This window comes from Variovorax sp. Varisp41 (assembly GCF_047325085.1).
GTDB lineage: Bacteria > Pseudomonadota > Gammaproteobacteria > Burkholderiales > Burkholderiaceae_C > Variovorax.
In genome coordinates this window covers 355,506-377,420 of the sequence record NZ_CP168540.1, presented here as the reverse complement: position 1 = coordinate 377,420, position 21,915 = coordinate 355,506, and the positions used below count along the sequence as shown (strand labels likewise).

Here is a 21,915-nt window from a genome sequence, read left to right as displayed (position 1 = left end):
GCTAGGGCGTGGCGAGGCGCTGCAGCAGCTGCACGGTCGGATAGCCGTCGGCCGGCTCGCCCACGCTGCGCTGCCAGCGCCGGATCGCATCGCGCGTGGCCGGACCGAGCAGCCCGTCGGCCGTGCCCGCGCCGAAGCCGCGCGCATTGAGCGCCTGCTGCAGCGCGATCGTCTCGGCGCGCGACAGCGGCTGCAGGTCGCGCGGCCAGTCGGCGCGCACGCCGGGCCCGCCCGCGAGGCGCTGCGCCAGCAGGCCCACGCCCAGCGCATAGCTGGTTGCGTTGTTGTAGCGCAGGATGGTGCGGAAGTTCGGTCCGACCAGGAAGGCCGGCCCGCGCGCGCCGGCCGGCAGCAGGATCGAGGCATCGGCCAGCGCGGGCAGCGGCGTGGCGTCGTCCATCGCACGCACGCCTTCGGCCGCCCATTGGCTCGCGGACTGGCGCTGCTGCCCGTCGGCGCGCGCGAGGTCGAAGCCCGGCGGCAGCCGCACCTCCACGCCCCAGGGCTGGCCGGCCTGCCAGCCCGAATGCTGGAGGAAGTTCGCGGTCGAGGCCGTGACGTCGGCCATGCTGTCCCAGATGTCGCGCCGGCCGTCGCCGTCGGCATCGACCGCATGCGCGAGGAACACGGTCGGCAGGAACTGCGTCTGGCCCATCGCGCCGGCCCAGGAACCGATCATGCGGTCGCGCGGGATGTCGCCGCGCTGCAGGATCTTCAGCGCCGCCATCAGTTGCTCGCGCGCCCAGCCGGCGCGCCGGCCCTCGAAGCCCAGCGTGGCGAGCGCGTCGATGGTCGAGATGTCGCCGTAGTTGGCGCCGTAGTTGCTCTCCATGCCCCAGATCGCGACCACGATCTCGCCCGGCACGCCGTAGCGCGCGGCCACCGCATCGAGCTGGGGCCGCAGCGCCTGCAGCCGCTCCTGGCCGCGCGTCACGCGCTGGGCCGAGACGGCCGTGTCGAGGTAGTCCCAGACCGCGCGCACGAACTCGGCCTGGCTGCGGTCGCGCTCCACCACCTGCGGCAGGTAGCTCGCGCCGTCGAAGGCGCTGTGCAAGGTGGCCTCGTCGATGCCGGCGGCGCGCGCCTGGGTGCGGAACTGCGCGACCCAGCGTTCGAAGTCCTGCTGGATGCGGGCATCGTCGGCAGCGGGTGCGACCGGTGCAACGGGCGCAGGCGCGGCGGCACGTGGCGCGGCGGGTGCGGGCTGGGTCTGCGTGCGCGCGGGCGGCGGCGCGGCACAGCCCGCGATGAAGGCGGCGAGCAGCAGGCTCGCCGATGCGCGGTACGACAGGCGATGCGGTAGACGTGAAGTGGCATGAGGCATGCCCCCATTCTGACGATGCGCGCAAAGGCCCCGCGCCCGGCTGCGGCAACGACGTGCCGCGCGAGATGTCCTACGCCGCGACGCGGCCTGCGCGCGCCGGGCGGCCGATGCGCGGTGGCCACGCTGGTGGTTCCGAAGCAAGGAGCCAGCGATGCCGACCCGAAAGACCAAGGGCCTCTACGCCAACATCCACGCCAAGCAGGAGCGCATCAAGCACGGCAGCGGCGAGCACATGCGCAAGCCGGGCAGCGAGGGCGCGCCCAGCGACGAAGCCTTCGAGAAAGCCGAGAAGACTGCCCACAAGCGCAAACAGCGGCACTGAGGCCGCTGTCCGTCATCGAGCCGTGCCCGCTCAGGGCTTCTGGAACAGCTTCAGCACGCTCGAGAAATCGAGTGCGCCATGCCCAGCGAGGCTGTGTGCCGCATAGAGGTTGCGCGCGATGCCGCCCAGCGGCGTCGAGGCGCGCACGGCGGTCGCGTTCTCCTGCGCCAGGCCCAGGTCCTTGAGCATCAGGTCGGTGCCGAAGCCGCCCGCGTAGTTCTTCGAGGCCGGCGCGGCCTCCATCACGCCGGGCATCGGGTTGTACTTCTCGAGCGCCCAGTTGCCGCCCGAGCTGCGGCGCATGATCTCCGACAACACCTTGGGATCGAGCCCGTTGGCCACGCCGAGCGCGAGTGCCTCCGAGGTGCCGATCATCAGGATGCCGAGCAGCATGTTGTTGCAGATCTTGGCGGTCTGGCCCGCGCCCGCGGCGCCCGCATGGAAGATGTTGGCCCCCATCTTCTCGAGCACCGGCCGCGCGCGCTCGAGGTCCTTCGTCTCGCCGCCGACCATGAAGGTCAGCGTGCCCGCGATCGCACCGCCCGTGCCGCCCGACACCGGCGCATCGATCATCGCGATGCCCTTGGCGGCGGCCGCCTCGGCCACCTTGCGCGAGGTGGCGGCGGCGATGGTGCTGCTGTCGATCACGAGCGCGCCGGCCTGGATGCTCTCGAGCAGCCCGGGCTTGCCCGCGCCGCCGAGGAACAGGCCCTCGACGTGCGCGCTGGCCGGCAGCATGCTGATCACGACCTCGGCATCGGCCACGCTGTCGGCCGCCGACTTCGCGATCGGCAGGCCCTCGCCCGCGAACTTCTGGCAGGCGTCGGCCGAGAGGTCGAAGGCGCTGAGCGTGTGGCCGGCCTTGAGCAGGTTGAGGGCCATCGGGCCGCCCATGTTGCCGAGGCCGATGAATGCGATCTTCATGTGTTGTCTCCGAAGGATTGAGTGTCTTTATTTCAGCGTCGCCAGCTCCGCCGGCATCTCGCCGCGCGGGCGCAGGTGGTCGTCGATGAAAGCCTGGGTGATCTCCTCGATGCTCGCGGGCGACCACTTGGGGTTGCGGTCCTTGTCGATCAGCACCGCGCGGATGCCCTCGGCGAAGTCCTTGTGCGCGCAGAAGCCCAGCGAGGCCCAGTACTCGAGGCGGAACACCTCGGCCAGCGACATGCGGTGCACGCGCTGCCAGAGCTCGAAGCTCAACGCGGCCGAGCTCGGCGCGCCCTTGGTGAAGGTCTTGGCGGCGCCCTGCAGCCAGGCGTCGTCGCTCTGCAGCCCGCGCAGGCGCTGCGCGATGTCGAGCAGGTCGTCGCCGGCCATCAGCGCATTGATGGTGTCGTAGTGCTCGCGCACCTTCGAGGCCGGCAGTTCGGCGCCCTCGCCGGCCTTGGCCAGGATGCGCGACAGCGTGGCGCGGTCGGCCTTGCCTTCGCCGGCCCAGCTCGCGGCGGCGATGGCCTCGAGCACCTGGCCCTTGTGCTCCTGCGGCACCAGCACGTCGGCCAGGCCGCAGAAGATCGCGTCGGCGGCATTGAGGTTCGCGGCCGTGAGCGCGAGGAACAGGCCGGTGCGGCCCGGCGTGCGGCGCAGGAACCAGCTGCCGCCCACGTCGGGGTACAGGCCAATGCTGATCTCGGGCATGGCGATGCGGCTCTGCGCCGTCACCACGCGGTGCGAGCAGCCCGACATCAGGCCCACGCCGCCGCCCATCACGATGCCGTGGCCCCAGCAGAGGAAGGGCTTCGGGAAGGTGTGGATCAGGTGGTCGAGCTCGTACTCCTCGCGGAAGAAGTCCTCGGCGTAGGTGTTGCGCTCGGGGCCGCATTCGAGCAGCGTCTGGTAGAGCTGGCGCAGGTCGCCACCCGCGCAGAAGGCCTTCTCGCCCGCGGCCTGCAGCAGCACGCCGACGATGCCGTCGTCCTTCGCCCATGCGCGCAGCTGGGGCGTGAGCAGGCGCACCATGTCCACCGACAGCGCGTTGAGCGAGGCGGGTGCGTTGAGCGTGGCGACGCCGAAGCGCTGGCCGCCGGCGGTCTTGATTTCGTCGAAGAGAACTACGGAGTCGGTCATTGTCTTGAGGGGTTCCGGATGTGGGGCGTCAGCGGATATCGCTGTCCCCTTCCAGCAATTTTCGCGCAACGATCACGCGCATGATCTCGTTGGTGCCCTCGAGGATCTGGTGCACGCGGGTGTCGCGCACCAGCCGCTCGAGCGGGAACTCGCTGAGGTAGCCGTAGCCGCCGTGCAATTGCAGCGCATCGTTGCAGACATTGAAGCCCGCATCGGTCGCGAAGCGCTTGGCCATCGCGCAGTAGGTGCTGGCGTCGGCATGGCCCGCGTCGAGCTTGCTCGCTGCCAGCCGCACCATCTGGCGCGCGGCCACCAGCTCGGTCGCCATGTCGGCCAGCTTGAACTGCAGCGCCTGGAAGCTCGCGATCGGCTTGCCGAACTGCTGGCGCTCGTGCAGGTAGCGGCGCGCCGCGTCGAGCGCGCCCTGCGCCGCGCCCACCGAGCAGGTCGCGATGTTGATGCGCCCGCCATCGAGCCCCTTCATCGCGATGCGAAAGCCCTCGCCTTCCTTGCCCAGCAGGTTTGCGGCGGGGATGCGCACGTTGTCGAAATTGATGGTGCGCGTGGGCTGGCTGTTCCAGCCCATCTTGTGTTCCTTCTTGCCGTAGCTCACGCCGGGCGCGTCGGCCGGCACCGCGAAGGCCGAGATGCCGCTGGCGCCCGCGCCGCCGGTGCGCGCCATCAGCACCAGCACGTCGGTGGAACCGGCGCCCGAGATGAAGGCCTTGCCGCCGTTGATCACGTACTCGGCGCCCTGCAGCTCGGCGCGCGTCTTGAGCGAGCCCGCGTCCGAGCCGGCGCCCGGCTCGGTGAGGCAGTACGAGGCCAGCTTGCGCCCGCTCGTGAGGTCCTCGCCCCACTGCTGCGCCACCGCATCGGTGGCCCAGGTGCCGAGCATCCAGGTCGCCATGTTGTGGATGGTGATGAAGGCCGTGGTCGAGGGGTCGACCGCGGCCATCTCCTCGAACACCAGCGCCGCATCGAGCCGCGGCAGGCCGAGGCCGCCGATGCGCTCGGGCGCGTAGAGGCCGCAGAAGCCCAGCTCGCCGGCCTTGGCGATGGCCTCCTTCGGAAAGAAGGCCTCGGCGTCCCACTGCGCCGCATGGGGCGCGAATTCGGCCTGCGCGAAATCGCGCGCGGTCTGCGCAAAGGCGTTCTGCTCTTCGGACAGTTCGAAGTTCATTGTTCGCGACCCTTCCAGCGATCCAGTTCGGCGGTCCGTTTCCGGGTCGATTTCTCCAGGCATGAATTGAATACCAGCGGCCACATGGAGCCGCCCTCGTTGGCCTTCGACGCGCGCTTGCAGGCCGGGTCGCGGCCCTTGAGCCAGGCGCGCTGCTCGTTGCGCAGCGCGGTGCGCATCTGCGTCGACAGCGTCTTCATCACCTCGCCATAGCGGATGTTGAGCGCCGCGTCGGCGGCACGGAAATCGCGCGCCGCGCAGGCGTTCATCTGCTGCTGGTTCCCGTTGGGATCGCAGTCGTCCGCGCCGGCGCCGGCGTCGGCGGCCGCCCGCGCGCCGCCGGCGAGCAGCGCGAGCGTCGCCACCGCGCCCCAGGCCGCGACGCGAAGGCGCTTCCTCACTTGAGGCTGATGGTGGTGTTGACGCCGTGCGAGACGGTGCTGTCGTCGAACCAGCGTGCCGTCACGGTCTTGGTCTGCGTGTAGAACATGATGACCTGCTTGCCGTACGGGCCCAGGTCGCCGAGCTTGGAGGCGCGCGAACCGGTGAACGAGAACATCGGGACCGGCACCGGGATCGGCACGTTGATGCCGACCTGGCCCACGTCGATGTCTTCCTGGAAGCGGCGCGCCGCGGCGCCCGACTGCGTGAAGATCGCGGTGCCGTTGCCGTTCGGGTTGCTGTTGATCAGCTCGATGGCCTCGTCGATGGTCTCGGCATCGGCCACGCACAGCACCGGTCCGAAGATCTCCTGGTCATAGATGGTCATGCCGGGCTTCACGCCGGTGAAGATCGTCGGGCCGACGAAGTTGCCCTTCTCGTAGCCGGGCACGCTGGGCTTGCGGCCGTCGAGCACGAGCTCGGCGCCATCGGCCAGGCCGCGCTCGATCAGGCTGCTGACGCGGTCGTGCGCCGCGCACGAGACCAGCGGGCCCACGTCCACGCCCTTCTCGGTGCCGGCACCGATCTTCAGCGTCCTGGCCTTCTCGATCAGCTCGGGCACCCACTTGCGCGCGTCGCCCACCAGCACCGCCACCGACACCGCCATGCAGCGTTGGCCCGCGGCGCCGAAGCTCGCGCCGGCCAGCGCGTTGAGCGTCTGTTCCTTGTTGGCGTCGGGCATCACGATGGCGTGGTTCTTCGCGCCCATCATGCATTGCACGCGCTTGCCGGCCAGGGTGGCGCGGTTGTAGACGTGGGTGCCGACCTTGGTCGAGCCGACGAAGCTGATCGCCTTGATGTCCTTGTGGTCGCAGATGCCGTTGACCACCGCCTCGCCGCCGTGCACCACGTTGAGCACGCCGGCCGGGATGCCGGCCTCGAGCGCGAGCTCGCACAGGCGCATCGTGACCATCGGGTCCTGCTCGGAGGGCTTGAGCACGAAGGTGTTGCCGGTGACGATGGCCATCGGGAACATCCACAGCGGGATCATGGCCGGGAAGTTGAACGGCGTGATGCCCGCGCACACGCCCAGCGGCTGCAGCAGCGTGTAGGTGTCGACGCCGTTGGCCACGTTGTTGGCCAGCTCGCCGAGTTGCAGGTTGCCGATGTTCGAGGCGTGCTCGACCACCTCGAGGCCGCGGAACACGTCGCCCTCGGCATCGGGCAGGGTCTTGCCCTGCTCGGCCGTGAGGATCGCGGCCAGCTCGGCCATGTTCTCGCGGATCAGTTGCTGGTACTTGAGGAAGATGCGCGCGCGCGCGCCGATCGGGGTCTTGCGCCAGGTCTTGAAGGCGTCCTTGGCCGAAGCGACGGCGGCGTCGAGTTCATCCTGCGTGGCGAAGGGCACGCGGGCCAGCACCTGCTGCGTGGCCGGGTTGACGATGTCGCGCCATTCGGTGGTCTTCGACTCGACGAACTTGCCGCCGATCAAGAGCTTGACGGTGGCGATCTGGGTCGAGGGCTGGGTGCTGGCGTCCATGTGCTTGTCTCCTGTGAATGCGGTGCCGAAGGCGGCGGAACAGCGGGCATCGTAGCTTTGCAGTTTTGCTATGACAATAGACAAAATTGCGCTGGGGTTTTGCAAAAACGCAGAACACAGGAACAAGGACGCAGAGGACGCGAAGGTTCCGCGAAGAGCGCAAAACAAACGAATTCACTATTTTGATTTCTTTCGCGTCCTTCGCGGAACCTTCGCGTCCTCTGCGTCCGGTTCCCGCATTCAGAAAGAACTGATGGACTGGGACAACCTCCGCTATTTCCTCGAACTCGCGCGCTCCGGCACGCTGATGAGCGCCGCGCGCCGGCTCGAGGTCGACCACACGACGGTGGCGCGCCGCATCCAGGCGCTCGAGAAGGAGGTGGGCGCGCCGCTGTTCGCGCGCGAGGCCGGCGGGCACCGGCTCACCGAGGCCGGCCGGCGGCTGCAGCCGCAGGTGGAGGCGATGGAGAGCGCCTTCCTCGCGGTCGAGAGCACGGCGCCGGCCTCGCAGGAAGGGCTCTCGGGGCTGGTGCGCATCGGCGCCACCGAGGGCTTCGGCACCGCGGTGCTGGCGCCGCAGCTCGCGCTGTTCGCGCGCCAGCATCCGCGGCTGACCATCGACCTGCTGGCGATGCCGCGGCTGGTGCACCTGTCGCGGCGCGAGGCCGACATCGTGATCTCGCTCGAGCGGCCGGCGCGCGGGCCGGTGCTGGTCACCAAGCTCAGCGACTACACGCTGCGCCTCTACGCCTCGAAGCCCTACCTCGCGGCGCACAGGCCGATCGCCACGCGCGAGGACCTGCGCGGCCACACCTTCATCAGCTATGTCGACGACCTGCTGTTCAGCAAGGAGCTGCAGTACCTCGACGAGCTGCACCGCCCCGACAGCTTCGCGCTGCGCAGCACCAGCGTGCTGGCGCAGCACCGCGCGGTGGCCGCGGGCGCGGGCATCGCGGTGCTGCCGGCCTTCCTGGCCGAGGGCGACGGCAGCCTGCAGCCGGTGCTCGCGGGCCAGGCGAACTTCACGCGCACCTTCTGGATGTCGATGCCGGCCGAGACCAAGCACCTCGCGCGCATGAAAGCGACCTGGGAGTTTTTGCAGCAGACCGCGCAGGCGCAGCGCGACCTGCTGCTGCCCGATGCGGGCGCCTAAGCCACGCCCTCGAGGACCGGCTCGCCCTGCGCGGGCGCGTCGGCGCGCACCAGCTCGCCCAGATGGCGCCACAGCCGCTCGGCCTGCTCGGCCAGCGGCGCGCGCCGGCGCATCAGCATGAAGCGCAGCGGCACCTCGAGCGAAGTGCCGCCGGCCCGCACGAGGCGCCCGGCATCGAGGTCCTCGCGCACCAGCGCCTGCGGCAGCCAGGCCACGCCCAGCCGCGACAGCGCCATGAAGCGCAGTCCGTCGGTCAGGCTGGCCTCGTGGTGGCGCTGCAGCCGCAGTTCGGCATGGCGCTCGAGCAGCGGCGCCAGCGACCAGCCGAGGTGGCATTCCTCGGCATAGCCGAGGAAGGAAACGGGCGCACCGCCGGGATCGCGCAGGTCGAACAGCGGCCCGCCCGCGGCATTCGGCGCGCTCACCGGCACCAGCCGTTCGCGCCCCAGCTCCAGCGACAGGCAGTCGCCCGCCTCGCAGGCCGAGCCCGCGCGCGCGGCCACCGCGCCGGCCTCGTCGAACAGCGCGACCACGTAGTCGGCCGAGCCCTCGGCCAGCATCTCGAAGCACTCGGGCAGGTTGTCGGAGCTGACGCTGAACTTGGCGGTCCGGAAGTCGTTGTGCAGCCGCGGCACCCAGTCCGGGAAGAACACGGCCGACATGATGTGGGGCGCCGCGAAGCGGATGCGCAGCTGGCGGTCCTCGCCATCGGCCTTGATCGACTTGCGCAGCCCCTCCAGCGCATAGACCACCTCGGAGGAGATCGCCTGCAGCCGCTCGCCGGGCTGCGTGAGCTCGAGCGCCGCGGTGCGCCGGTCTAACAGCGGCGCACCGATCCACTGCTCGAGGCCCTGGATGCGCCGGCTCAGCCCCGACACCGACACATGGCAGCGCTCGGCGGCGCGGCTGAAGCTGCGCGTCTGGCACAGGACCAGGAAATCCTTCAGGCTGACCAGGTCGATCATTTGCGATTTCCTCAAAAGCTGGCGTCCAACCGAGTCTACTTTCGCTCGGCGTTATCCTGGACACTCCGGCATCCCGATCCTTTGCGGCTTTCGCAAAACCCGGCGCCCGATCGGCAACCCGCTGAAGGCCTCGCGCCCCAAGAATTCCGGCACCCCGAACCCTTGCTGGAATCCAGATGCCGCCCTCGACCCCCCAACGCCTTCGCGGCGTGCTCGCCCCGGTCCTCACCCCCTTCGACGCCGCGCTGAAGCCCGACGCCGCGCGCTTCCTGCGGCTGTGCCGCTGGCTGGTGGCGCAGGACTGCGGGCTCGCGATGTTCGGCACCAACTCCGAGGGCAACTCGCTCTCGGTCGACGAGCGCATCGAGCTGCTGCGGCAGGCCGTGGCCGCGGGCGTGCCCGCCGCGCGCATGCTGCCGGGCACCGGCAGCTGCTCGCTGGCCGACGCGGTGCGGCTCACGCGCTGCGCGGCCGACCACGGCTGCGCCGGCGTGCTGGCGCTGCCGCCCTTCTATTACAAGAGCGTCACCGACGACGGGCTGTTCGCCTTCTTCAGCGAAGTGATCGAGCGGGTCGGCGACAGCGGCCTGCGGCTGTACCTCTATCACATCCCGCCGGTGGCGCAGGTGGGCTTCTCCCACGCGCTGGTCGAGCGCCTGCTCAAGCGCTACCCCGGCACGGTCGCCGGCATGAAGGACACCGGCGGCGACTGGGACTACACCGCGCGCACCATCGCGCAGTTCGGTCCCGCGGGCTTCGACGTCTTCGCGGGCACCGAGACCCTCCTGCTCGACACCCTGCGCCACGGCGGCGCGGGCTGCATCTCGGCCACCGCGAACGTCAATCCCCGCGCCATCGTGCGCCTGTTCGAGACGTGGCAGGACGCGGATGCCGATGCGCGGCAGGCGGCGCTCAACGCGGTGCGCGCGAAGTTCGCGGCCCATCCGCTGATTCCCGCCATGAAGTCGGCCATCGCGATGGCCACGGGCGATGCGCAATGGGCGCGCGTTCGGCCGCCGCTCGAAGCGCTCGATGCGCAGCGGCAGGAGGCCCTGCGGCAGGCGCTGCGCGACCAGGCTTTCGATCTCGCCGCACTCGACGTCGATGCCGGCGATCGCCACTGAGCCGGTCGCGGCCGCGCCCTTCACCGAGGCCGAGCTCGCGCGCCTGCGCCGCGACACGCCCGCCTGGGGCGCCGGCGCGCACCTCGCGCATTTCGCGCATGGCTCGGCGAGCCTGCCGCCCGAGCCCGTCTACGCGCAATGGCAGGCCTGGCTCGAGGCCGAGCGCGCGCTGGGCACGCACCGCGCCGCCGAACGGCATGCGGACGCGCTGCATGCGGTGCGCGCCAGCGTGGCGCGGCTCGTCAATGCGCAACCGCACCAGGTCGCGCTGCTGGGCTCCGCGAGCCAGGCCTGGGCCGCCGCGATGAGCGCCGCCCATGCCCCTCACGTGATCACGACCCACGACGAATACGGCGCCAACGCGCTCCACCTGCTGAACGCGGCGCAACAGCGGCGGCTCGGCTTCTCGGTGATCGGCACGCGGCCCGGCGCGACGCCGCTGACGCAGCGCCTGGACCATGCGCTGCGCCACGCACCCGCCGGCCGCCGCCCCGTGGTCTCGCTCGCCGCCGTGCCGACCGCCTGGGGCGCGGCCACGCCCATGGACGGCGTGGCGCGCTGCGTGCACGCGCATGGCGGCCTGCTGTTCCTCGATGCCAGCCATGCGGTGGGCCAGGGGCCGGTCGACATGCAGGCCCTCGGCTGCGACGTGCTGGTGTTCCCCGCGCGCAAATGGCTGCGCGGCCCGCGCGGCGCGGGCGTGCTGTGCCTGTCGCAGCGCGCGCTCGAGGCGCTGGGCACGCCCGAAGCTATCGACGTGGCCGGCGCGCAGTGGCTGGAGGCCGAGCGCCTGCAGCCCTGGTCCGATGCGCGGCGCTTCGAGCGCCACGAGTTCCATCCGGGCCTGCGGCTGGCACTGGGCGCGGCCTGCGACTACGCGCTCGCGGTCGACCCGGCGCGCATCGCGCGACAGAACGCGCTGATTCGCCAGCGCCTCGTGCATGCGCTGCAGGAACGCTTCGGCTGGCAGCCGCTCGAGGCCGGCCAGCCCGATCGCAGCGCGCTGCTGACCTACCGCCTGCCCGAGGCCTTCGGCGATGGCGCGGCCTTCGTCCGCCGCCTCGCCGACGCGGGCGTCCACGCCTCCTTCATCGGCCCGCAGCACGCGCGCTGGGCGCTCGAGGCCGCGGGCCTGCCGGGCGTGCTGCGGTTCACGCCGCACTACCTCACGGACGACGACGAGATCGCGCGCCTCGTGCAGGCGATCGAGACCACGAATTCCCGCGTCCATCGCTGACGCGTTCCATCGACGAAGAACAAGGAGACACGCATGAAGACCCATCCCCTCGCCCGCCTGGCCACCGCGCTCGCGCTGTTCGCAGCCGTCGCAGCGAGCCCGCCGGCCGCCGCGCAGGCCTATCCCTCGAAGCCCATCACCGTCGTCATCCAGTACCCGGTCGGCGGTCCCTCGGACGCTCTCGCGCGCCTGCTCGCGCCGCGCCTGCAGGCCGCGCTCGGGCAGCCGCTGGTGATCGAGGCCCGGGTCGGCGCCGGCGGCAACATCGGCACCGACGTCGTGGCCAAGGCCAAGCCCGATGGCTACACGCTGCTGCTGTCCTCGAGCGGGCCGCTGGCGATCAGCCCCTGGCTCTATCCGAAGCTGCCCTATCGCCCGCTGAAGGACCTGGTGCCGGTGGTGCAGCTCGCCGCGGTGCCGCTGGTGCTCGAGGTCAACGACGCGCACCCGGCGCGCAGCGCGGCGGAGTTCCTGCGGCTCCTCAAGGCCAATCCCGGCAAGTACAGCTTCGGCTCGTCCGGCAACGGCACGCCGCAGCACCTGTCGGCGGTGCTGCTCGGTTCGATGACCGGCGTGACGCTCACGCACGTGCCCTACAAGGGCCAGGCGCCGATGGCCACCGACCTGATGGGCGGGCAGATCGACTTCGCGATCGACAGCATGGTCTCGGCCATGCCCAACCTCGCGACCGGGCGGCTGCGCGCGCTGGCCGTCACCGGCCGCCAGCGCTCGCCGCTGCTGCCCGAGGTGCCGACGCTGGAAGAGGCCGGCGTGCCCGGCTACGAGGCGCTCGCCTGGTACGGCCTGATGGCGCCCGCGGGCACGCCGCGCGCCATCGTCGAGCGGCTCAACGAGGCCGCGCGCCAGGCGCTCGACACGCCCGCCGTGCGCGAGCAGATCGCGCGGCTCGGCAGCGCGCCCGTGCACGGCACGCCCGAGCGCTTCGGCGCCTTCATCCAGGCCGAGCACGACAAGTGGGGGCCGATCGTGAAGAGCACCGGCGCGGTGATCGATTGATGCCGCACCGCCCATGAAGATCGTCAGCATCGCGGAACGCACCGTTCCCATCGCCTCCTCGCTGCGCAACGCGCGCATCGATTTCAGCGAGATCACCGCCAGCGTGGTGGCCGTCGTCACCGACCAGTTCCGCGACGGCCGCCGCGTCGTCGGCCATGCCTTCAACTCCTTCGGCCGCTACGGCTGCGGCGGACCGCTGCGCGAGCGCTTCATACCGCGCCTGCTGCGTGCCACGCCCGCGGAACTCAACGACCCCGCCAGCGGCATCGTCGACCCGCAACGCGCGCTCGACCTGATGCTGCGGCGCGAGAAGGCCGGCGCCCATGCCGAGCGCTCGATGGCGGTCGGCACGCTGGAACTCGCGCTCTGGGACATCGTCGGCAAGATGCGCGGCCTGCCGCTGTACCGGGTGCTGGCCGAGCGCATGGGCGAGCCCGGCATCGAACCCGCGCGCTCGGTGCGCTGCTACGTGGGCGGCGGCTTCTACCGCGACCACGACGACCTGGCCCGGCTCGGCGACGAGGTGCGCGGCCATCTCGATGCCGGCTACACCGAGCTCAAGATCAAGGCCGGCGGCCTGCCGCTGGCCGCCGAGCTGCGGCGCATCGAGTCGGTGCTGGCGCTGGTGGGCTCGGGCGCGCGGCTGGCGCTCGACGCGAGCTGCGCCTTCGGGCGCGACGAGGCGCTGGCCTTCGCGCGCGCCATCGCGCCCTACGGCCTGCGCTGGCTCGAGGAGCCCTGCGACCCGGCCGACTTCGAGACCTACCGCGCGGTCAGCGAGGCCTATGCGGGCACCGTCGCGGGCGGCGAGAACCTGTTCTCGCGCGAGGAGGTCGCCAACTTCCTGCGCTACGGCGGCTTCGAAGGCCGCGTCGTGCTGCAGCCCGATCCGCCGCTGGCCTACGGCCTGCTCGAGCTGCAGCGCATCGTGACGCTGGCACGGGCGCACGGCGTGGCGCGCGAGAACATCGTGCCGCACGGCGGCAACCTGATGTCGCTGCATGCGACCGCGGGGCTGGGGCTCGGCAGTGCGGAGTCCTATCCCGGGCTGTTCGGCCCCTTCGGCGGCTTCAGCCGCGAGGTCCGCATCGAGAACGGGCGCGCCACCCTGCCCGAGGCGCCGGGCATCGGCTTCGAGGAGCAGCCCGCGCTCTACCGCATCTTCCGCGAACTCGCGGCCAGCCTGGGGGTGTGAACGCGCGCGCGCCGGCCGCAGAATGCGCGGACAACGCCTGCCAGGAGACGCCCGCATGCCACGCCACCGCCCCGCCCGCCTGACCCACATCGCCGGCATCGGCGTCGACCGCATGGGCGCCATCGCCGACGACGCCGAGGGCCCGCCCTTCCTGCGGCTCGAGAACCTCGACGTCGACATCCCGCCCGATGCCGAGGCCGTGGCGCGCACCGTGCGCGCCGCCACCGAGGACGCGGACAACAGCTACCTGCCCTTCGTCGGCCAGGCGCGGCTGCGCGAGGTCGCGGCGCGCCATGTGTCCGAGCTCTCGGGCGTGGCCTACGAGGCGCGCCATTGCGTGATCTCGGCCGGCGGGCTCTCGGGCATCCTCAATGCCCTGCTGGCCACGGTGGAGGTCGGCGACGAGGTGCTGGTGACCGACCCGACCTATGCCGGCCTGCTCAACCGCATCCGGCTCGCGGGCGGCACGCCGAAGTACGTGCCGTTTCGCTTCACGCCCGGCGGCGAATGGAAGCTCGACCGCGAGGCGCTGCGCGCCGCCGTGGGCCCGCGCGTGCGCACGATGCTGCTGATGTCGCCCTCGATGCCCTCGGGCGGCTTCTTCGACGCCGACGACTGGCGCGCGATCGCCGCGCTGTGCGTGCAGCACGACCTGACGCTGATCCTCGATGCCGCGATGGAGCGGCTGCTGTTCGACGGCCGCGCGCTCATCCATCCAGCCGGGCTGCCCGGCATGGCCGAGCGCACCATCACCGTGGGCTCGTCGGCCAAGGAACTGCGCATGATCGGCTGGCGCGTGGGCTGGACCGTGGCGCCCGAGAGCTACATGCCCGACCTGGTGGCGGTGTCGCTCGCCAACGTGGTGGTGCCGGTGGGCATCGCGCAGGACGCGGTCGCCACCGCGCTCGCGCAATCGCCGCGCACGCTGGCGCCCTACGTGGCCGAGCTCGAGCGGCGGCGCGACACGCTGCTCGACGAACTGCGCGGCCTGCCCGTGGGCGTGCCGGCCGGCGGCTGGTCGATGCTGCTGCGCGCCAGCGATTTCGGCATCGACGGCCAGGCGCTGTCCGAGCGGCTGCTGAAGGCGCGCGTGTGCGCCACCGCCATGCAGGGCTGGGGCGAGACCCATGGCGCGCAGTACCTGCGCTTCGTGTTCTCGAACGAGCCGGTGGAGCGGTTGCGCGGCCTCGGCGACAAGGTGCGCGCGGCGCTCGGGGCCTAAGGCCACTGCGCCGGATGGCTGCCCGGCGGCATCGAGGGCCGCGGCCAGGCAGCCGGCGTGCGCGCGAGCAGCGCGCTGTGCCGCAGGCCTGCAAGCTCGCCGAAGCCCGAAGGCTCCGTTTCCACATAGGGCGCGATGTCGGGCCTGGGCGTGGCGAGCCCGCCGGGCACGCGGCCGAGTCCGCGCAGCCAGTGGCCGGTCTGCGCGAGCGACACCCGCACCAGCCAGCTGCCGCCCTCGCGCTGCTGGCGATGCAGCGCGGCGGCCGCGCCGAAGGCGATCAGGTAGCCCGTGGCCTCGTCGAGGATCTGCATCAGCAGCGGCCTGGGCTTGCCGTCGCCGGCCGCCTCGCCCTCGGCCTGGTTGAAGCCCATGGCGGTCTGCACCAGCGAATCGAAGCCGCGACGGCCGGCCCACGGGCCCTGCGTGCCATAGGCCGTGAGCGAGACGCAGACGATGCCCGGCCGCAGCGCCGCGAGCTGCGCCGGCCCGAAGCCCAGCGCCTCGAGGCCGCCAGGCCGGTAGCCCTGTACGAACACATGCGCATCCCCGGCCAGCCGGCGCAGCGCCGCCTGTCCTGCGTCGGTGCGCAGGTCCACGTGCGTCGAGAGCTTGCCGCGACTCGTGTCGGCGATGGCCTCGATGTTGGGCAGCCGTGGCGAGTTGACGAGCAGCACATCGGCCCCGTAGGCCGCGAGCGCGCGCCCGCCGACCGGGCCGGCCAGGATGCGCGTGAGGTCGAGCACGCGCAGGCCCGCGAGCGGCCGCTGATCCGTGCGCAGCGGCGGCAATGCAAGCGGTGCCGCGTCGCCGATGCGCTCGATGGTGAACAGCGGCTGCGCGGCGATCACGCGGCCCTGCGGCGTGGCATCCCATTCGTCGAAGCGGCGCAGCGCGGTCGCCACCAGCCCGCGCGCGGCGGCGGCCTCCTCGAAGTCGAGCGCGCGCCAGCCGGCCAGCGCGGCCTCGGCATCGGCGCGCACGGCCGTGGCCGGATCAAGGCCCAGCAGGCGCAGCGCGCCTTCGCGGTGGTGCGCGAAGTTGGCATGGATGCGCACCCAGCCGTCGGATGTTCGGTAGAGGCCCGAGAACGCGTCCCAGAGTTCGGGCACGCGGCCGTCGAGGCTGAACCAGCCGGTGCATTCGAGCGCGGCATGGCGCATGTCGACCGCGACCGCCTGGCGCGGCACGCCGCGCGCATGGCCGAGTTCGCAGGCCGCCAGCGCGGCCGCGGCAATGCTGCCCTGCGCCGCCGCGCCGACCGCGAAGGACGATGGCAGCACCGGGTCGGCGCCCGTGAGCCTTGCCAGCGGCAATGCATCGGCTGGCAGGCCAGCCTGTTGCCACAGGTCGTGGAGGATGTTGCTCGCGCTCATCTTTCGTTCGCTCCAATGAAAAAGGCAGGGCCCGCTCGCGCGGCCCTGCCCTTCGTTCGTCGTTGCGGCCTTCGCCTTACTGGATCAGCTTGGCGCCGGTCTTGGCCTGCAGCGCGTCGAAGCTCACGCCGGGCGCGAGCTCGATCACCTTGAGGCCCTCGGGCACCACGTCCATCACGGCGAGGTCGGTGATGATGCGGTCGACCACGCCCACGCCGGTCAGCGGCAGGGTGCACTTCTCGAGGATCTTGAAGTCCTCGGTGCCGTCCTTCTTCTTGGCCACGTGTTCCATCAGCACGATCACGCGCTTCACGCCGGCCACCAGGTCCATCGCGCCGCCCATGCCCTTGACCATCTTGCCGGGGATCATCCAGTTGGCGAGGTCGCCCTGGGTGCTCACCTGCATCGCGCCGAGGATCGAGAGGTTGATCTTGCCGCCGCGGATCATCGCGAAGCTGTCGTGGCTGCCGAAGATGGCCGAGCCCGGCAGTGTGGTGACGGTCTGCTTGCCGGCGTTGATCAGGTCGGCGTCGACCTGGTCCTCGGTCGGGAACGGGCCGATGCCCAGCATGCCGTTCTCGCTCTGCAGCCAGACTTCCTTGGTGCCCGTGTGGTTGGCCACCAGCGTCGGGATGCCGATGCCGAGGTTGACGTAGAAGCCGTCTTCCAGCTCTTGCGCGGCGCGCGCCGCCATCTGGTCTTGGGTCCAGGGCATCTCAGGCTCCTTCTTTCTTGTTGACGACCTTCGCGGGCACTTCGCTGCCGGCGGCGGCCTGGGCGATGGCCGTCTGGGCCTCGACCTTGGCGGCCGCGGCATCCACGCCGGCGCTCACGGTGCGCTTCTCGATGCGCTTCTCGGGCGTGGCGTTGAGCACCAGGCGGTGCACGTAGATGCCCGGCAGGTGGATGTCGTCTGGGGCCAGCTCGCCCACCTCGACGATCTTCTCGACCTCGACGATGCAGATCTTGCCGGCCATCGCGGCCGCGGGATTGAAGTTGCGCGCCGTCAGGCGGAAGCGCAGGTTGCCCGACTTGTCGGCCACGTCGGCCTTGACCAGCGCCACGTCGGGCACCAGCGAATGCTCCATCACGTAGGTCTCGCCGTCGAACTCGCGCAGTTCCTTGCCCTCGGCGACCTGCGTGCCCACGCCGGTCTTGGTGAAGAAGGCCGGGATGCCGGCGCCGCCGGCGCGCAGCTTCTCGGCCAGCGTGCCCTGGGGCGTGAATTCCAGCGCGAGCTCGCCCGCCAGGTACTGGCGTTCGAATTCCTTGTTCTCGCCCACGTAGGAGGCGATCATCTTCTTGATCTGGCGCGTCTCGAGCAGCTTGCCGAGGCCGAAGCCGTCGACGCCCGCGTTGTTCGAGATCACGGTGAGGTTCTGCGCGCCGGAATCCTTGAGCGCCTCGATGAGCGCCTCGGGAATGCCGCACAGGCCGAAGCCGCCGACCGCGAGCATCTGCCCGTCGGCCACGACCCCCTTGAGCGCCGCCTCGGCGGAGGGATAGATCTTGTTCACTCGTGCTCCTTGATTGGCTGTGTCGAGAGTGGGTGGGAAAGCCCTGAACGATACTACGTACCCGCATACGTAGTATTTCGTAATGGTGACCCCCGATGCAGGAGACGACCGATCGCAAGGCTGAGGCGGCAACGCCCGACATCGACTACCGGCTGGCCTTCGAGCACGCCCCGGTCGGGATGGTGGTGTCGCGCCACCGCGCCATCGTGGCCTGCAACCGGCGCGTGTGCGAGATCTTCGGCGCAACGCCCTCCGCGCTGGTGGGGCATTCGTTCAGCATCCTCTACCCCAGCCTCGCCGAGTTCGAGCGCATCGGCAAGCGCATGGAGCCGATCATGAATGCCAGCGGGCATTACGCCGACAACCGCATGATGCGCCGCCTCGGCAACCTGCACGGCGCGATCGCGGGCGAGACCTTCTGGTGCCATGTCACCGGCCATGCGATGAACCGCGCCATCCCGCACGAGTCGGGCATCTGGACCTTCGAGGACCTGGGCTCGCGCCGCGCGACCAAGGCCCAGCTCACGCCGCGCGAGCGCGAGGTGGCGGCCCAGGTGATGCGCGGCCTGACCTCGAAGGAGATCGGCAAGGCACTGGGCATCAGCCACCGCACGGTGGAACTGCACCGAGCGCGGCTGATGCGCAAGTACGCGGCCGCTACCACGGCGGAGCTGGTGCAGAAGCTGATCGCTGGCTGACCGGCGCGCCGCGCGGATCGCGCCGTGACCGCGGAGGTTCCCTTCGATCGTTGCCGAAACGGAAACGCCGTGTCGATGAAAGGCACGAACCACGGCGCTGTCGCAGGACTATCGTTGCAGTCATGCGGACACGGTGTCCGCGTCACTGTTCAAGGAGTCGTCTCATGACCACAGCCCTTCATTCCGAAAAGGCCCTTCTGCAATCGCGCCTGGCCGCGCATGCCCATGTGCTCGCCGTGCACAAGGCACCGGTCGCGCTGACGCTGGCCGCCGTCATCCTGTCGGTGCTCGGCGTGCGCGCCTGACCCTGGCACCCTGCCAGGGCTGAACGAGGGGCGCCGCGCCCCACGCATCGCACGATGCGCCCACGGCGTCCCTCATTCAGCGCTCATTCTTCGCTATGCTCTGCGCCCTTTGGCAGGCACGCGCATGGCGATTCCCGACGAGATCCTTCCCTTCTGGCAACGCTTCGAGGCCGCCCTCGGCAGTGAGGCCGCTTCGCGCTTCTGCGAAGCCTTCCACTTCGACGACAACGAGGCCGGCGCCACCGAGCTCGCGCAACTCGTGCTCGAGGGCCGCAAGCGCGGCACCGCGAGCCTCGAATGGTCCTTCGCCGCCACGGGCCGCCCGCGGCCGCGTCCCGGCAATCTCAGCGTGGTGACCGACTGGCACGGCCGGCCGCTGTGCGTGATCGAGACGCGCGCGGTGGTGGTGATGCCCTTCGAGGAGGTCGGCGCGGACTTCGCGGCGGTCGAGGCCGAGGGCGACGGTTCGCTGCGCTACTGGCGCGAAGGCCACTGGCAGTACTTCAGCGGCGAGTGCGAGCGCATCGACCGCACGCCAGACATGCGCATGCCGGTGCTGTGCGAGACCTTCGAGATGGTCTGGCGCGACTGAGCGATGCGCGCCGTGCGCCGCGGCACCTCAGTCGGTGCCGACCATCACGCTCGAGGCCTTGATCACCGCATAGGCCGTCTGCCCTTCGGCCAGCTTGAGCGAATCGGCCGAATTGCTGGTGATCGTCGAGACGATCTGGATGCCCGGCGCGATCTCGAGCGTGACCTCGGTGCTGACGGGGCCGCGGACGATGGAAATGACCTTGCCCGAAAGGACGTTGCGTGCGCTGATCTTCATGAATGCTCCTGGTTGGGTGTGAAAGCCCCCGGGGCGGCCGCGATGCGCGTCGCCGGGGCGCGAGGCATGGTAGCGTGCCCGTCCTCGGCCCGGCACCGACCGGTACGCCGCGCGCTTCAGGAGGCCGGCAGCGCGCCGAGCAACCCGTCGACCCACCCCTGCAGGTCGAGGTCGCGAAAGCTGCGCAGCGCGGCATCGAGCACCGCTCCATGCGGCTGCTGCGCCAGCACCACCAGGCCGATGTCGCGCTGCAGTTGCGGCGACATCGGCCGCCAGCGCAGCTGCTCGGCGCCCTCGGCCAGGCACAGCACGCTGTGCGGCAGGATGCCGCAGAGGCCGGCCTGGCGCACGTGCGCGTAGAGCACCGTCATCGAGTCGGTCTCGACCTGCGGCACGGCCTTCACGCCCGCGGCGGCGAAGGCCGCGTCCATGCCGCGGCGGCACTGCATGTTGGTGGTGAACAGGCACAGCGGCAGGCTCGCGGCGTCGGCCCACGACATCGAGGCCGCGCCCTCGAACATGGCTTCGTCGGCCGCCACCAGCACATAGCGCTCGCGGAACACGGGCAGGGTCTGGAAGGCACCGAGCCGGTCGTCGTCGAGGTAGCTCAGGCCGATGTCGAGCTCGAAGTCGGCGATCTTGCGCAGGATCTCGGCGGCCGACAGCGTGTAGACCTCGTGCTTGAGCCGCGGATGCCGGCGCAGGCAGTCCTGCGTAAGCCGCGGCACCAGCGGCAGCGCGGCCGGGATCGCGCCCATGCGCAGCACGCCCACGGGATCGTTGCCGCCGGCGCGCGCCTCCTGCCGCAGGCCCTCGCAGTCGGCGAGCACGCGGCGCGCCCAGGCCAGCACGCGCTCGCCGTCGGCCGTGAAGCCCTCGAAGCGCCGGCCGCGCTGCACGATGACCACGCCCAGCTCTTCCTCGATGCTGCGGATGGCGCCCGAGAGCGCGGGCTGCGAGACGTTGCAGGCGGCGGCGGCGCGGCCGAAGTGCTGTTCGCGCGCGAGCGCGACGACGTAGTTCAGCTGGCGGATGAACATCGGGGCGAGGCGCGCGCCCGGCTCAGCCGTGCCGCGGGCAGATCGGCGACGTGCCGGACGGCCCGTCCTCCCTGCCCTCGCCCTGTGCCTGCGTGCCTTCCGCCGGCCCCGAGAAGGCCGCGGCGAAGCAGCCGATGCCCGCGCTGCGCAGCGGCAGGTAGCGCACCTGCTGGCGCGTGCACAGCCGCTTGAGGTTGTCCACCGATTCGTGGTCGATGCAGTCGACCGGAAAGACCACCACGTGGGCCCAGGACACGGCCGCGGCCAGCAGGCCCGCGCGGTCCTCGAGGCCGCCGCCGTGGCGCCGGAATTCCCCGCCATGGCGCAACACGAGGTCGCGGATCGCCGGATAGGTGCTGGGCCGGCCGCCCACGTAGAGGATGCGGCGACCCTGCAGCTGCGCGTCGAGCTGCACCGACTGGTCGTTGCGCCCGCCATCGTCCGCGTTGAGCCGCAACTGCAGCTCGGCGGCCCCGAGCTCGCGGCCCAGCGCCTGGGTGTGGCGGCGCAGATGCTCGAGCGTCTCGGCGAGCTGCGCCGCCTCGGCCTGCGCGGCGGCGGCGGTCTGCTCGGCACGTTCGCGGCGCGCGGTCTGCAGCGCGATCAGCGCGGCCGCCTTCTCGCTCCGGTCGGTCTCCTCCACCCGCTCCTGCCGGTCGGGGGCCGCGGCGGCCGTGGCCTCGATCAGCTCGCGCCGCAGCGCCGCGATCTGCCGGTCCCGCTCCTCCACCAGTTCCTGCGAGCGCAGCTGCTGGCGGTCGAGCTTCTCGCGCAGCTCGGCGTTGTCGCGCTCCAGCGCCACCAGCCGGCGGATGTCGGCGCGATTGGCCGCGCCGACCAGGTGCGAGAGCATGTGGACGTCGCCGAACACGCGCTGGCGCAGCGCGGGCGTGGTCTTGCGGTGCGTCAGCACGGCCCAGTAGGCGCCGGGCACCTCGCCCTGGTGCAGCGACTCGTCCCAGTAGGCGGTCAGGGCTTCGGCATCGGCCAGCTTCGCGGTGCGCTGCAGCGCCGGCGCATGCCGGTGGTCGAGCGCCTTCTGCAGCGCCTTCGCGACCTGCGGCTCGTGCGAGGTCAGCCGCACCGCGTCGTGGTGGATGTCGAGGTCGCTGGCGCCCTTCACGTCGGCGAAGCGCGCCATCAGCTTGCGCAGCTCGGCGGTGCTCAGGCAGGTGCCGATCACCGAGCAATGGAGGTGGTGGTCGAGGTCCGCCAGCCTCGCACGGCCGGCCACGGCGGCCTCCGGCGCCTCGGGTTCGGGCGTGGCGCAGCATTCCACGGCGGCATAGCGCAGCGGCGAATCGGCGCGATCGACGCGCGTGAGCGCGGCATCGGCGGCGGCGAGAAGGCGGAAAGGCGGCTGCTGCATCGGCGGGGCGCGCGAAGGCGCGGTCTGGCGAAAACGACACCGCAATATACG

23 protein-coding genes are annotated in these 21,915 nt (G+C 71.2%); 10 read left to right on the top strand and 13 right to left on the bottom strand.

What is annotated here, in order from left to right; genetic code table 11:
* Position 1: 1 nt before the first annotated feature.
* Positions 2 to 1,324 (bottom strand): lytic murein transglycosylase, encoded by a 1,323-nt coding sequence (locus ACEN9J_RS01615; RefSeq protein WP_413763107.1) that lies wholly within the window; start codon positions 1,322 to 1,324, stop codon positions 2 to 4.
* Positions 1,325 to 1,475: 151 nt separating this feature from the next.
* Between ACEN9J_RS01615 and ACEN9J_RS01610 the strand changes: the two genes are divergently transcribed.
* Positions 1,476 to 1,646 carry a hypothetical protein gene (locus ACEN9J_RS01610; RefSeq protein ID WP_172705438.1) on the top strand — a complete coding sequence of 57 codons (171 nt, stop codon included), beginning with the start codon at positions 1,476 to 1,478 and terminating at the stop codon, positions 1,644 to 1,646.
* A 30-nt stretch (positions 1,647 to 1,676) separates the two neighbouring features.
* Here ACEN9J_RS01610 and mmsB read toward each other — a convergent pair whose 3' ends face one another.
* The 5 genes from mmsB to ACEN9J_RS01585 are packed head-to-tail and all read right to left on the bottom strand — an operon-like array spanning position 1,677 to position 6,817.
* The gene (gene mmsB, locus ACEN9J_RS01605) at positions 1,677 to 2,570 is read right to left on the bottom strand and encodes a 3-hydroxyisobutyrate dehydrogenase (RefSeq protein ID WP_203201580.1); all 894 of its coding nucleotides are present in this window, start codon (positions 2,568 to 2,570) and stop codon (positions 1,677 to 1,679) included.
* A gap of 27 nt (positions 2,571 to 2,597) precedes the next feature.
* Positions 2,598 to 3,713, bottom strand: coding sequence for an enoyl-CoA hydratase/isomerase family protein (locus tag ACEN9J_RS01600; protein WP_413763106.1), 1,116 nt, complete (start codon positions 3,711 to 3,713; stop codon positions 2,598 to 2,600).
* A 28-nt stretch (positions 3,714 to 3,741) separates the two neighbouring features.
* The gene (locus ACEN9J_RS01595; protein WP_057595060.1) at positions 3,742 to 4,896 is read right to left on the bottom strand and encodes an acyl-CoA dehydrogenase family protein; all 1,155 of its coding nucleotides are present in this window, start codon (positions 4,894 to 4,896) and stop codon (positions 3,742 to 3,744) included.
* Complete coding sequence (locus ACEN9J_RS01590) at positions 4,893 to 5,261, bottom strand: lysozyme inhibitor LprI family protein (protein ID WP_413763105.1); 369 nt, start codon at positions 5,259 to 5,261, stop codon at positions 4,893 to 4,895. The genes ACEN9J_RS01595 and ACEN9J_RS01590 overlap by 4 nt, the downstream gene beginning before the upstream one ends.
* A gap of 32 nt (positions 5,262 to 5,293) precedes the next feature.
* The gene (locus ACEN9J_RS01585; protein WP_261206788.1) at positions 5,294 to 6,817 is read right to left on the bottom strand and encodes a CoA-acylating methylmalonate-semialdehyde dehydrogenase; all 1,524 of its coding nucleotides are present in this window, start codon (positions 6,815 to 6,817) and stop codon (positions 5,294 to 5,296) included.
* A gap of 253 nt (positions 6,818 to 7,070) precedes the next feature.
* Here ACEN9J_RS01585 and ACEN9J_RS01580 point away from each other — a divergent pair, with 253 nt between their 5' ends.
* Positions 7,071 to 7,970, top strand: a complete 900-nt coding sequence (locus ACEN9J_RS01580) for a LysR family transcriptional regulator (RefSeq protein ID WP_057595057.1) — start codon at positions 7,071 to 7,073, stop codon at positions 7,968 to 7,970.
* On the opposite strand, the gene ACEN9J_RS01575 is transcribed toward ACEN9J_RS01580, so the two are convergent.
* Entirely contained in the window at positions 7,967 to 8,935 is a 969-nt protein-coding gene (locus ACEN9J_RS01575; RefSeq protein ID WP_413763104.1) for a LysR substrate-binding domain-containing protein, read from the bottom strand. The two genes, ACEN9J_RS01580 and ACEN9J_RS01575, sit on opposite strands and share 4 nt — an antisense overlap.
* Before the next feature lie 176 nt (positions 8,936 to 9,111).
* On the opposite strand from ACEN9J_RS01575, the gene ACEN9J_RS01570 reads away from it, so the two are divergent.
* From ACEN9J_RS01570 to ACEN9J_RS01550, 5 genes are read left to right on the top strand one after another with little or no spacing between them, the layout of a single operon-like run.
* The gene (locus ACEN9J_RS01570; protein ID WP_261206782.1) at positions 9,112 to 10,059 is read left to right on the top strand and encodes a dihydrodipicolinate synthase family protein; all 948 of its coding nucleotides are present in this window, start codon (positions 9,112 to 9,114) and stop codon (positions 10,057 to 10,059) included.
* Positions 10,040 to 11,296, top strand: a complete 1,257-nt coding sequence (locus ACEN9J_RS01565; RefSeq protein ID WP_413763103.1) for an aminotransferase class V-fold PLP-dependent enzyme — start codon at positions 10,040 to 10,042, stop codon at positions 11,294 to 11,296. The genes ACEN9J_RS01570 and ACEN9J_RS01565 overlap by 20 nt, the downstream gene beginning before the upstream one ends.
* Before the next feature lie 33 nt (positions 11,297 to 11,329).
* The gene (locus ACEN9J_RS01560) at positions 11,330 to 12,313 is read left to right on the top strand and encodes a Bug family tripartite tricarboxylate transporter substrate binding protein (protein WP_413763102.1); all 984 of its coding nucleotides are present in this window, start codon (positions 11,330 to 11,332) and stop codon (positions 12,311 to 12,313) included.
* A gap of 13 nt (positions 12,314 to 12,326) precedes the next feature.
* Positions 12,327 to 13,508, top strand: coding sequence for an enolase C-terminal domain-like protein (locus ACEN9J_RS01555; protein WP_413763101.1), 1,182 nt, complete (start codon positions 12,327 to 12,329; stop codon positions 13,506 to 13,508).
* A gap of 55 nt (positions 13,509 to 13,563) precedes the next feature.
* Positions 13,564 to 14,730, top strand: coding sequence for a pyridoxal phosphate-dependent aminotransferase (locus tag ACEN9J_RS01550; protein WP_413763100.1), 1,167 nt, complete (start codon positions 13,564 to 13,566; stop codon positions 14,728 to 14,730).
* On the opposite strand, the gene ACEN9J_RS01545 is transcribed toward ACEN9J_RS01550, so the two are convergent.
* The 3 genes from ACEN9J_RS01545 to ACEN9J_RS01535 form a co-directional block, all read right to left on the bottom strand.
* Positions 14,727 to 16,106, bottom strand: a complete 1,380-nt coding sequence (locus tag ACEN9J_RS01545; protein WP_413763099.1) for a CoA transferase — start codon at positions 16,104 to 16,106, stop codon at positions 14,727 to 14,729. The two genes, ACEN9J_RS01550 and ACEN9J_RS01545, sit on opposite strands and share 4 nt — an antisense overlap.
* A 76-nt stretch (positions 16,107 to 16,182) precedes the next feature.
* Positions 16,183 to 16,821, bottom strand: coding sequence for a 3-oxoacid CoA-transferase subunit B (locus tag ACEN9J_RS01540; RefSeq protein ID WP_057595049.1), 639 nt, complete (start codon positions 16,819 to 16,821; stop codon positions 16,183 to 16,185).
* A 1-nt stretch (position 16,822) separates the two neighbouring features.
* The gene (locus ACEN9J_RS01535; protein WP_093344776.1) at positions 16,823 to 17,623 is read right to left on the bottom strand and encodes a CoA transferase subunit A; all 801 of its coding nucleotides are present in this window, start codon (positions 17,621 to 17,623) and stop codon (positions 16,823 to 16,825) included.
* A 95-nt stretch (positions 17,624 to 17,718) separates the two neighbouring features.
* On the opposite strand from ACEN9J_RS01535, the gene ACEN9J_RS01530 reads away from it, so the two are divergent.
* From ACEN9J_RS01530 to ACEN9J_RS01520, 3 genes are all read left to right on the top strand, one after another.
* The gene (locus ACEN9J_RS01530; RefSeq protein ID WP_413763098.1) at positions 17,719 to 18,321 is read left to right on the top strand and encodes a LuxR C-terminal-related transcriptional regulator; all 603 of its coding nucleotides are present in this window, start codon (positions 17,719 to 17,721) and stop codon (positions 18,319 to 18,321) included.
* 164 nt (positions 18,322 to 18,485) lie between these two features.
* A complete protein-coding gene (locus ACEN9J_RS01525; protein WP_172705439.1) occupies positions 18,486 to 18,626 on the top strand; it encodes a hypothetical protein in 141 nt (46 codons plus the stop codon).
* A gap of 124 nt (positions 18,627 to 18,750) precedes the next feature.
* Positions 18,751 to 19,218: an ASCH domain-containing protein gene (locus ACEN9J_RS01520; RefSeq protein WP_413763097.1), complete on the top strand. Its 468-nt coding sequence runs from the start codon at positions 18,751 to 18,753 to the stop codon at positions 19,216 to 19,218.
* Between the two features lie 27 nt (positions 19,219 to 19,245).
* Here the strand turns inward: ACEN9J_RS01520 and ACEN9J_RS01515 are convergent, their stop codons facing one another.
* The 3 genes from ACEN9J_RS01515 to ACEN9J_RS01505 form a co-directional block, all read right to left on the bottom strand.
* Positions 19,246 to 19,455, bottom strand: a complete 210-nt coding sequence (locus tag ACEN9J_RS01515; protein ID WP_057597434.1) for a TOBE domain-containing protein — start codon at positions 19,453 to 19,455, stop codon at positions 19,246 to 19,248.
* 116 nt (positions 19,456 to 19,571) lie between these two features.
* Positions 19,572 to 20,495: a LysR family transcriptional regulator gene (locus tag ACEN9J_RS01510; protein WP_057597435.1), complete on the bottom strand. Its 924-nt coding sequence runs from the start codon at positions 20,493 to 20,495 to the stop codon at positions 19,572 to 19,574.
* Between the two features lie 22 nt (positions 20,496 to 20,517).
* Positions 20,518 to 21,864, bottom strand: a complete 1,347-nt coding sequence (locus tag ACEN9J_RS01505) for a DUF2325 domain-containing protein (RefSeq protein WP_413763096.1) — start codon at positions 21,862 to 21,864, stop codon at positions 20,518 to 20,520.
* Between the last annotated feature and the right edge of the window lie 51 nt (positions 21,865 to 21,915).

What these genes read in the sequence shown, in the direction of transcription:
- ACEN9J_RS01615 (WP_413763107.1), bottom strand. Translation starts at nt 1,324, where the DNA reads ATGCCTCATGCCACTTCACGTCTACCGCATCGCCTGTCGTACCGCGCA.
- ACEN9J_RS01610 (WP_172705438.1), top strand. Translation starts at nt 1,476, where the DNA reads ATGCCGACCCGAAAGACCAAGGGCCTCTACGCCAACATCCACGCCAAG.
- mmsB (WP_203201580.1), bottom strand. Translation starts at nt 2,570, where the DNA reads ATGAAGATCGCATTCATCGGCCTCGGCAACATGGGCGGCCCGATGGCC.
- ACEN9J_RS01600 (WP_413763106.1), bottom strand. Translation starts at nt 3,713, where the DNA reads ATGACCGACTCCGTAGTTCTCTTCGACGAAATCAAGACCGCCGGCGGC.
- ACEN9J_RS01595 (WP_057595060.1), bottom strand. Translation starts at nt 4,896, where the DNA reads ATGAACTTCGAACTGTCCGAAGAGCAGAACGCCTTTGCGCAGACCGCG.
- ACEN9J_RS01585 (WP_261206788.1), bottom strand. Translation starts at nt 6,817, where the DNA reads ATGGACGCCAGCACCCAGCCCTCGACCCAGATCGCCACCGTCAAGCTC.
- ACEN9J_RS01580 (WP_057595057.1), top strand. Translation starts at nt 7,071, where the DNA reads ATGGACTGGGACAACCTCCGCTATTTCCTCGAACTCGCGCGCTCCGGC.
- ACEN9J_RS01575 (WP_413763104.1), bottom strand. Translation starts at nt 8,935, where the DNA reads ATGATCGACCTGGTCAGCCTGAAGGATTTCCTGGTCCTGTGCCAGACG.
- ACEN9J_RS01570 (WP_261206782.1), top strand. Translation starts at nt 9,112, where the DNA reads ATGCCGCCCTCGACCCCCCAACGCCTTCGCGGCGTGCTCGCCCCGGTC.
- ACEN9J_RS01565 (WP_413763103.1), top strand. Translation starts at nt 10,040, where the DNA reads ATGCCGGCGATCGCCACTGAGCCGGTCGCGGCCGCGCCCTTCACCGAG.
- ACEN9J_RS01560 (WP_413763102.1), top strand. Translation starts at nt 11,330, where the DNA reads ATGAAGACCCATCCCCTCGCCCGCCTGGCCACCGCGCTCGCGCTGTTC.
- ACEN9J_RS01555 (WP_413763101.1), top strand. Translation starts at nt 12,327, where the DNA reads ATGAAGATCGTCAGCATCGCGGAACGCACCGTTCCCATCGCCTCCTCG.
- ACEN9J_RS01550 (WP_413763100.1), top strand. Translation starts at nt 13,564, where the DNA reads ATGCCACGCCACCGCCCCGCCCGCCTGACCCACATCGCCGGCATCGGC.
- ACEN9J_RS01545 (WP_413763099.1), bottom strand. Translation starts at nt 16,106, where the DNA reads ATGAGCGCGAGCAACATCCTCCACGACCTGTGGCAACAGGCTGGCCTG.
- ACEN9J_RS01540 (WP_057595049.1), bottom strand. Translation starts at nt 16,821, where the DNA reads ATGCCCTGGACCCAAGACCAGATGGCGGCGCGCGCCGCGCAAGAGCTG.
- ACEN9J_RS01530 (WP_413763098.1), top strand. Translation starts at nt 17,719, where the DNA reads ATGCAGGAGACGACCGATCGCAAGGCTGAGGCGGCAACGCCCGACATC.
- ACEN9J_RS01525 (WP_172705439.1), top strand. Translation starts at nt 18,486, where the DNA reads ATGACCACAGCCCTTCATTCCGAAAAGGCCCTTCTGCAATCGCGCCTG.
- ACEN9J_RS01520 (WP_413763097.1), top strand. Translation starts at nt 18,751, where the DNA reads ATGGCGATTCCCGACGAGATCCTTCCCTTCTGGCAACGCTTCGAGGCC.
- ACEN9J_RS01515 (WP_057597434.1), bottom strand. Translation starts at nt 19,455, where the DNA reads ATGAAGATCAGCGCACGCAACGTCCTTTCGGGCAAGGTCATTTCCATC.
- ACEN9J_RS01510 (WP_057597435.1), bottom strand. Translation starts at nt 20,495, where the DNA reads ATGTTCATCCGCCAGCTGAACTACGTCGTCGCGCTCGCGCGCGAACAG.
- ACEN9J_RS01505 (WP_413763096.1), bottom strand. Translation starts at nt 21,864, where the DNA reads ATGCAGCAGCCGCCTTTCCGCCTTCTCGCCGCCGCCGATGCCGCGCTC.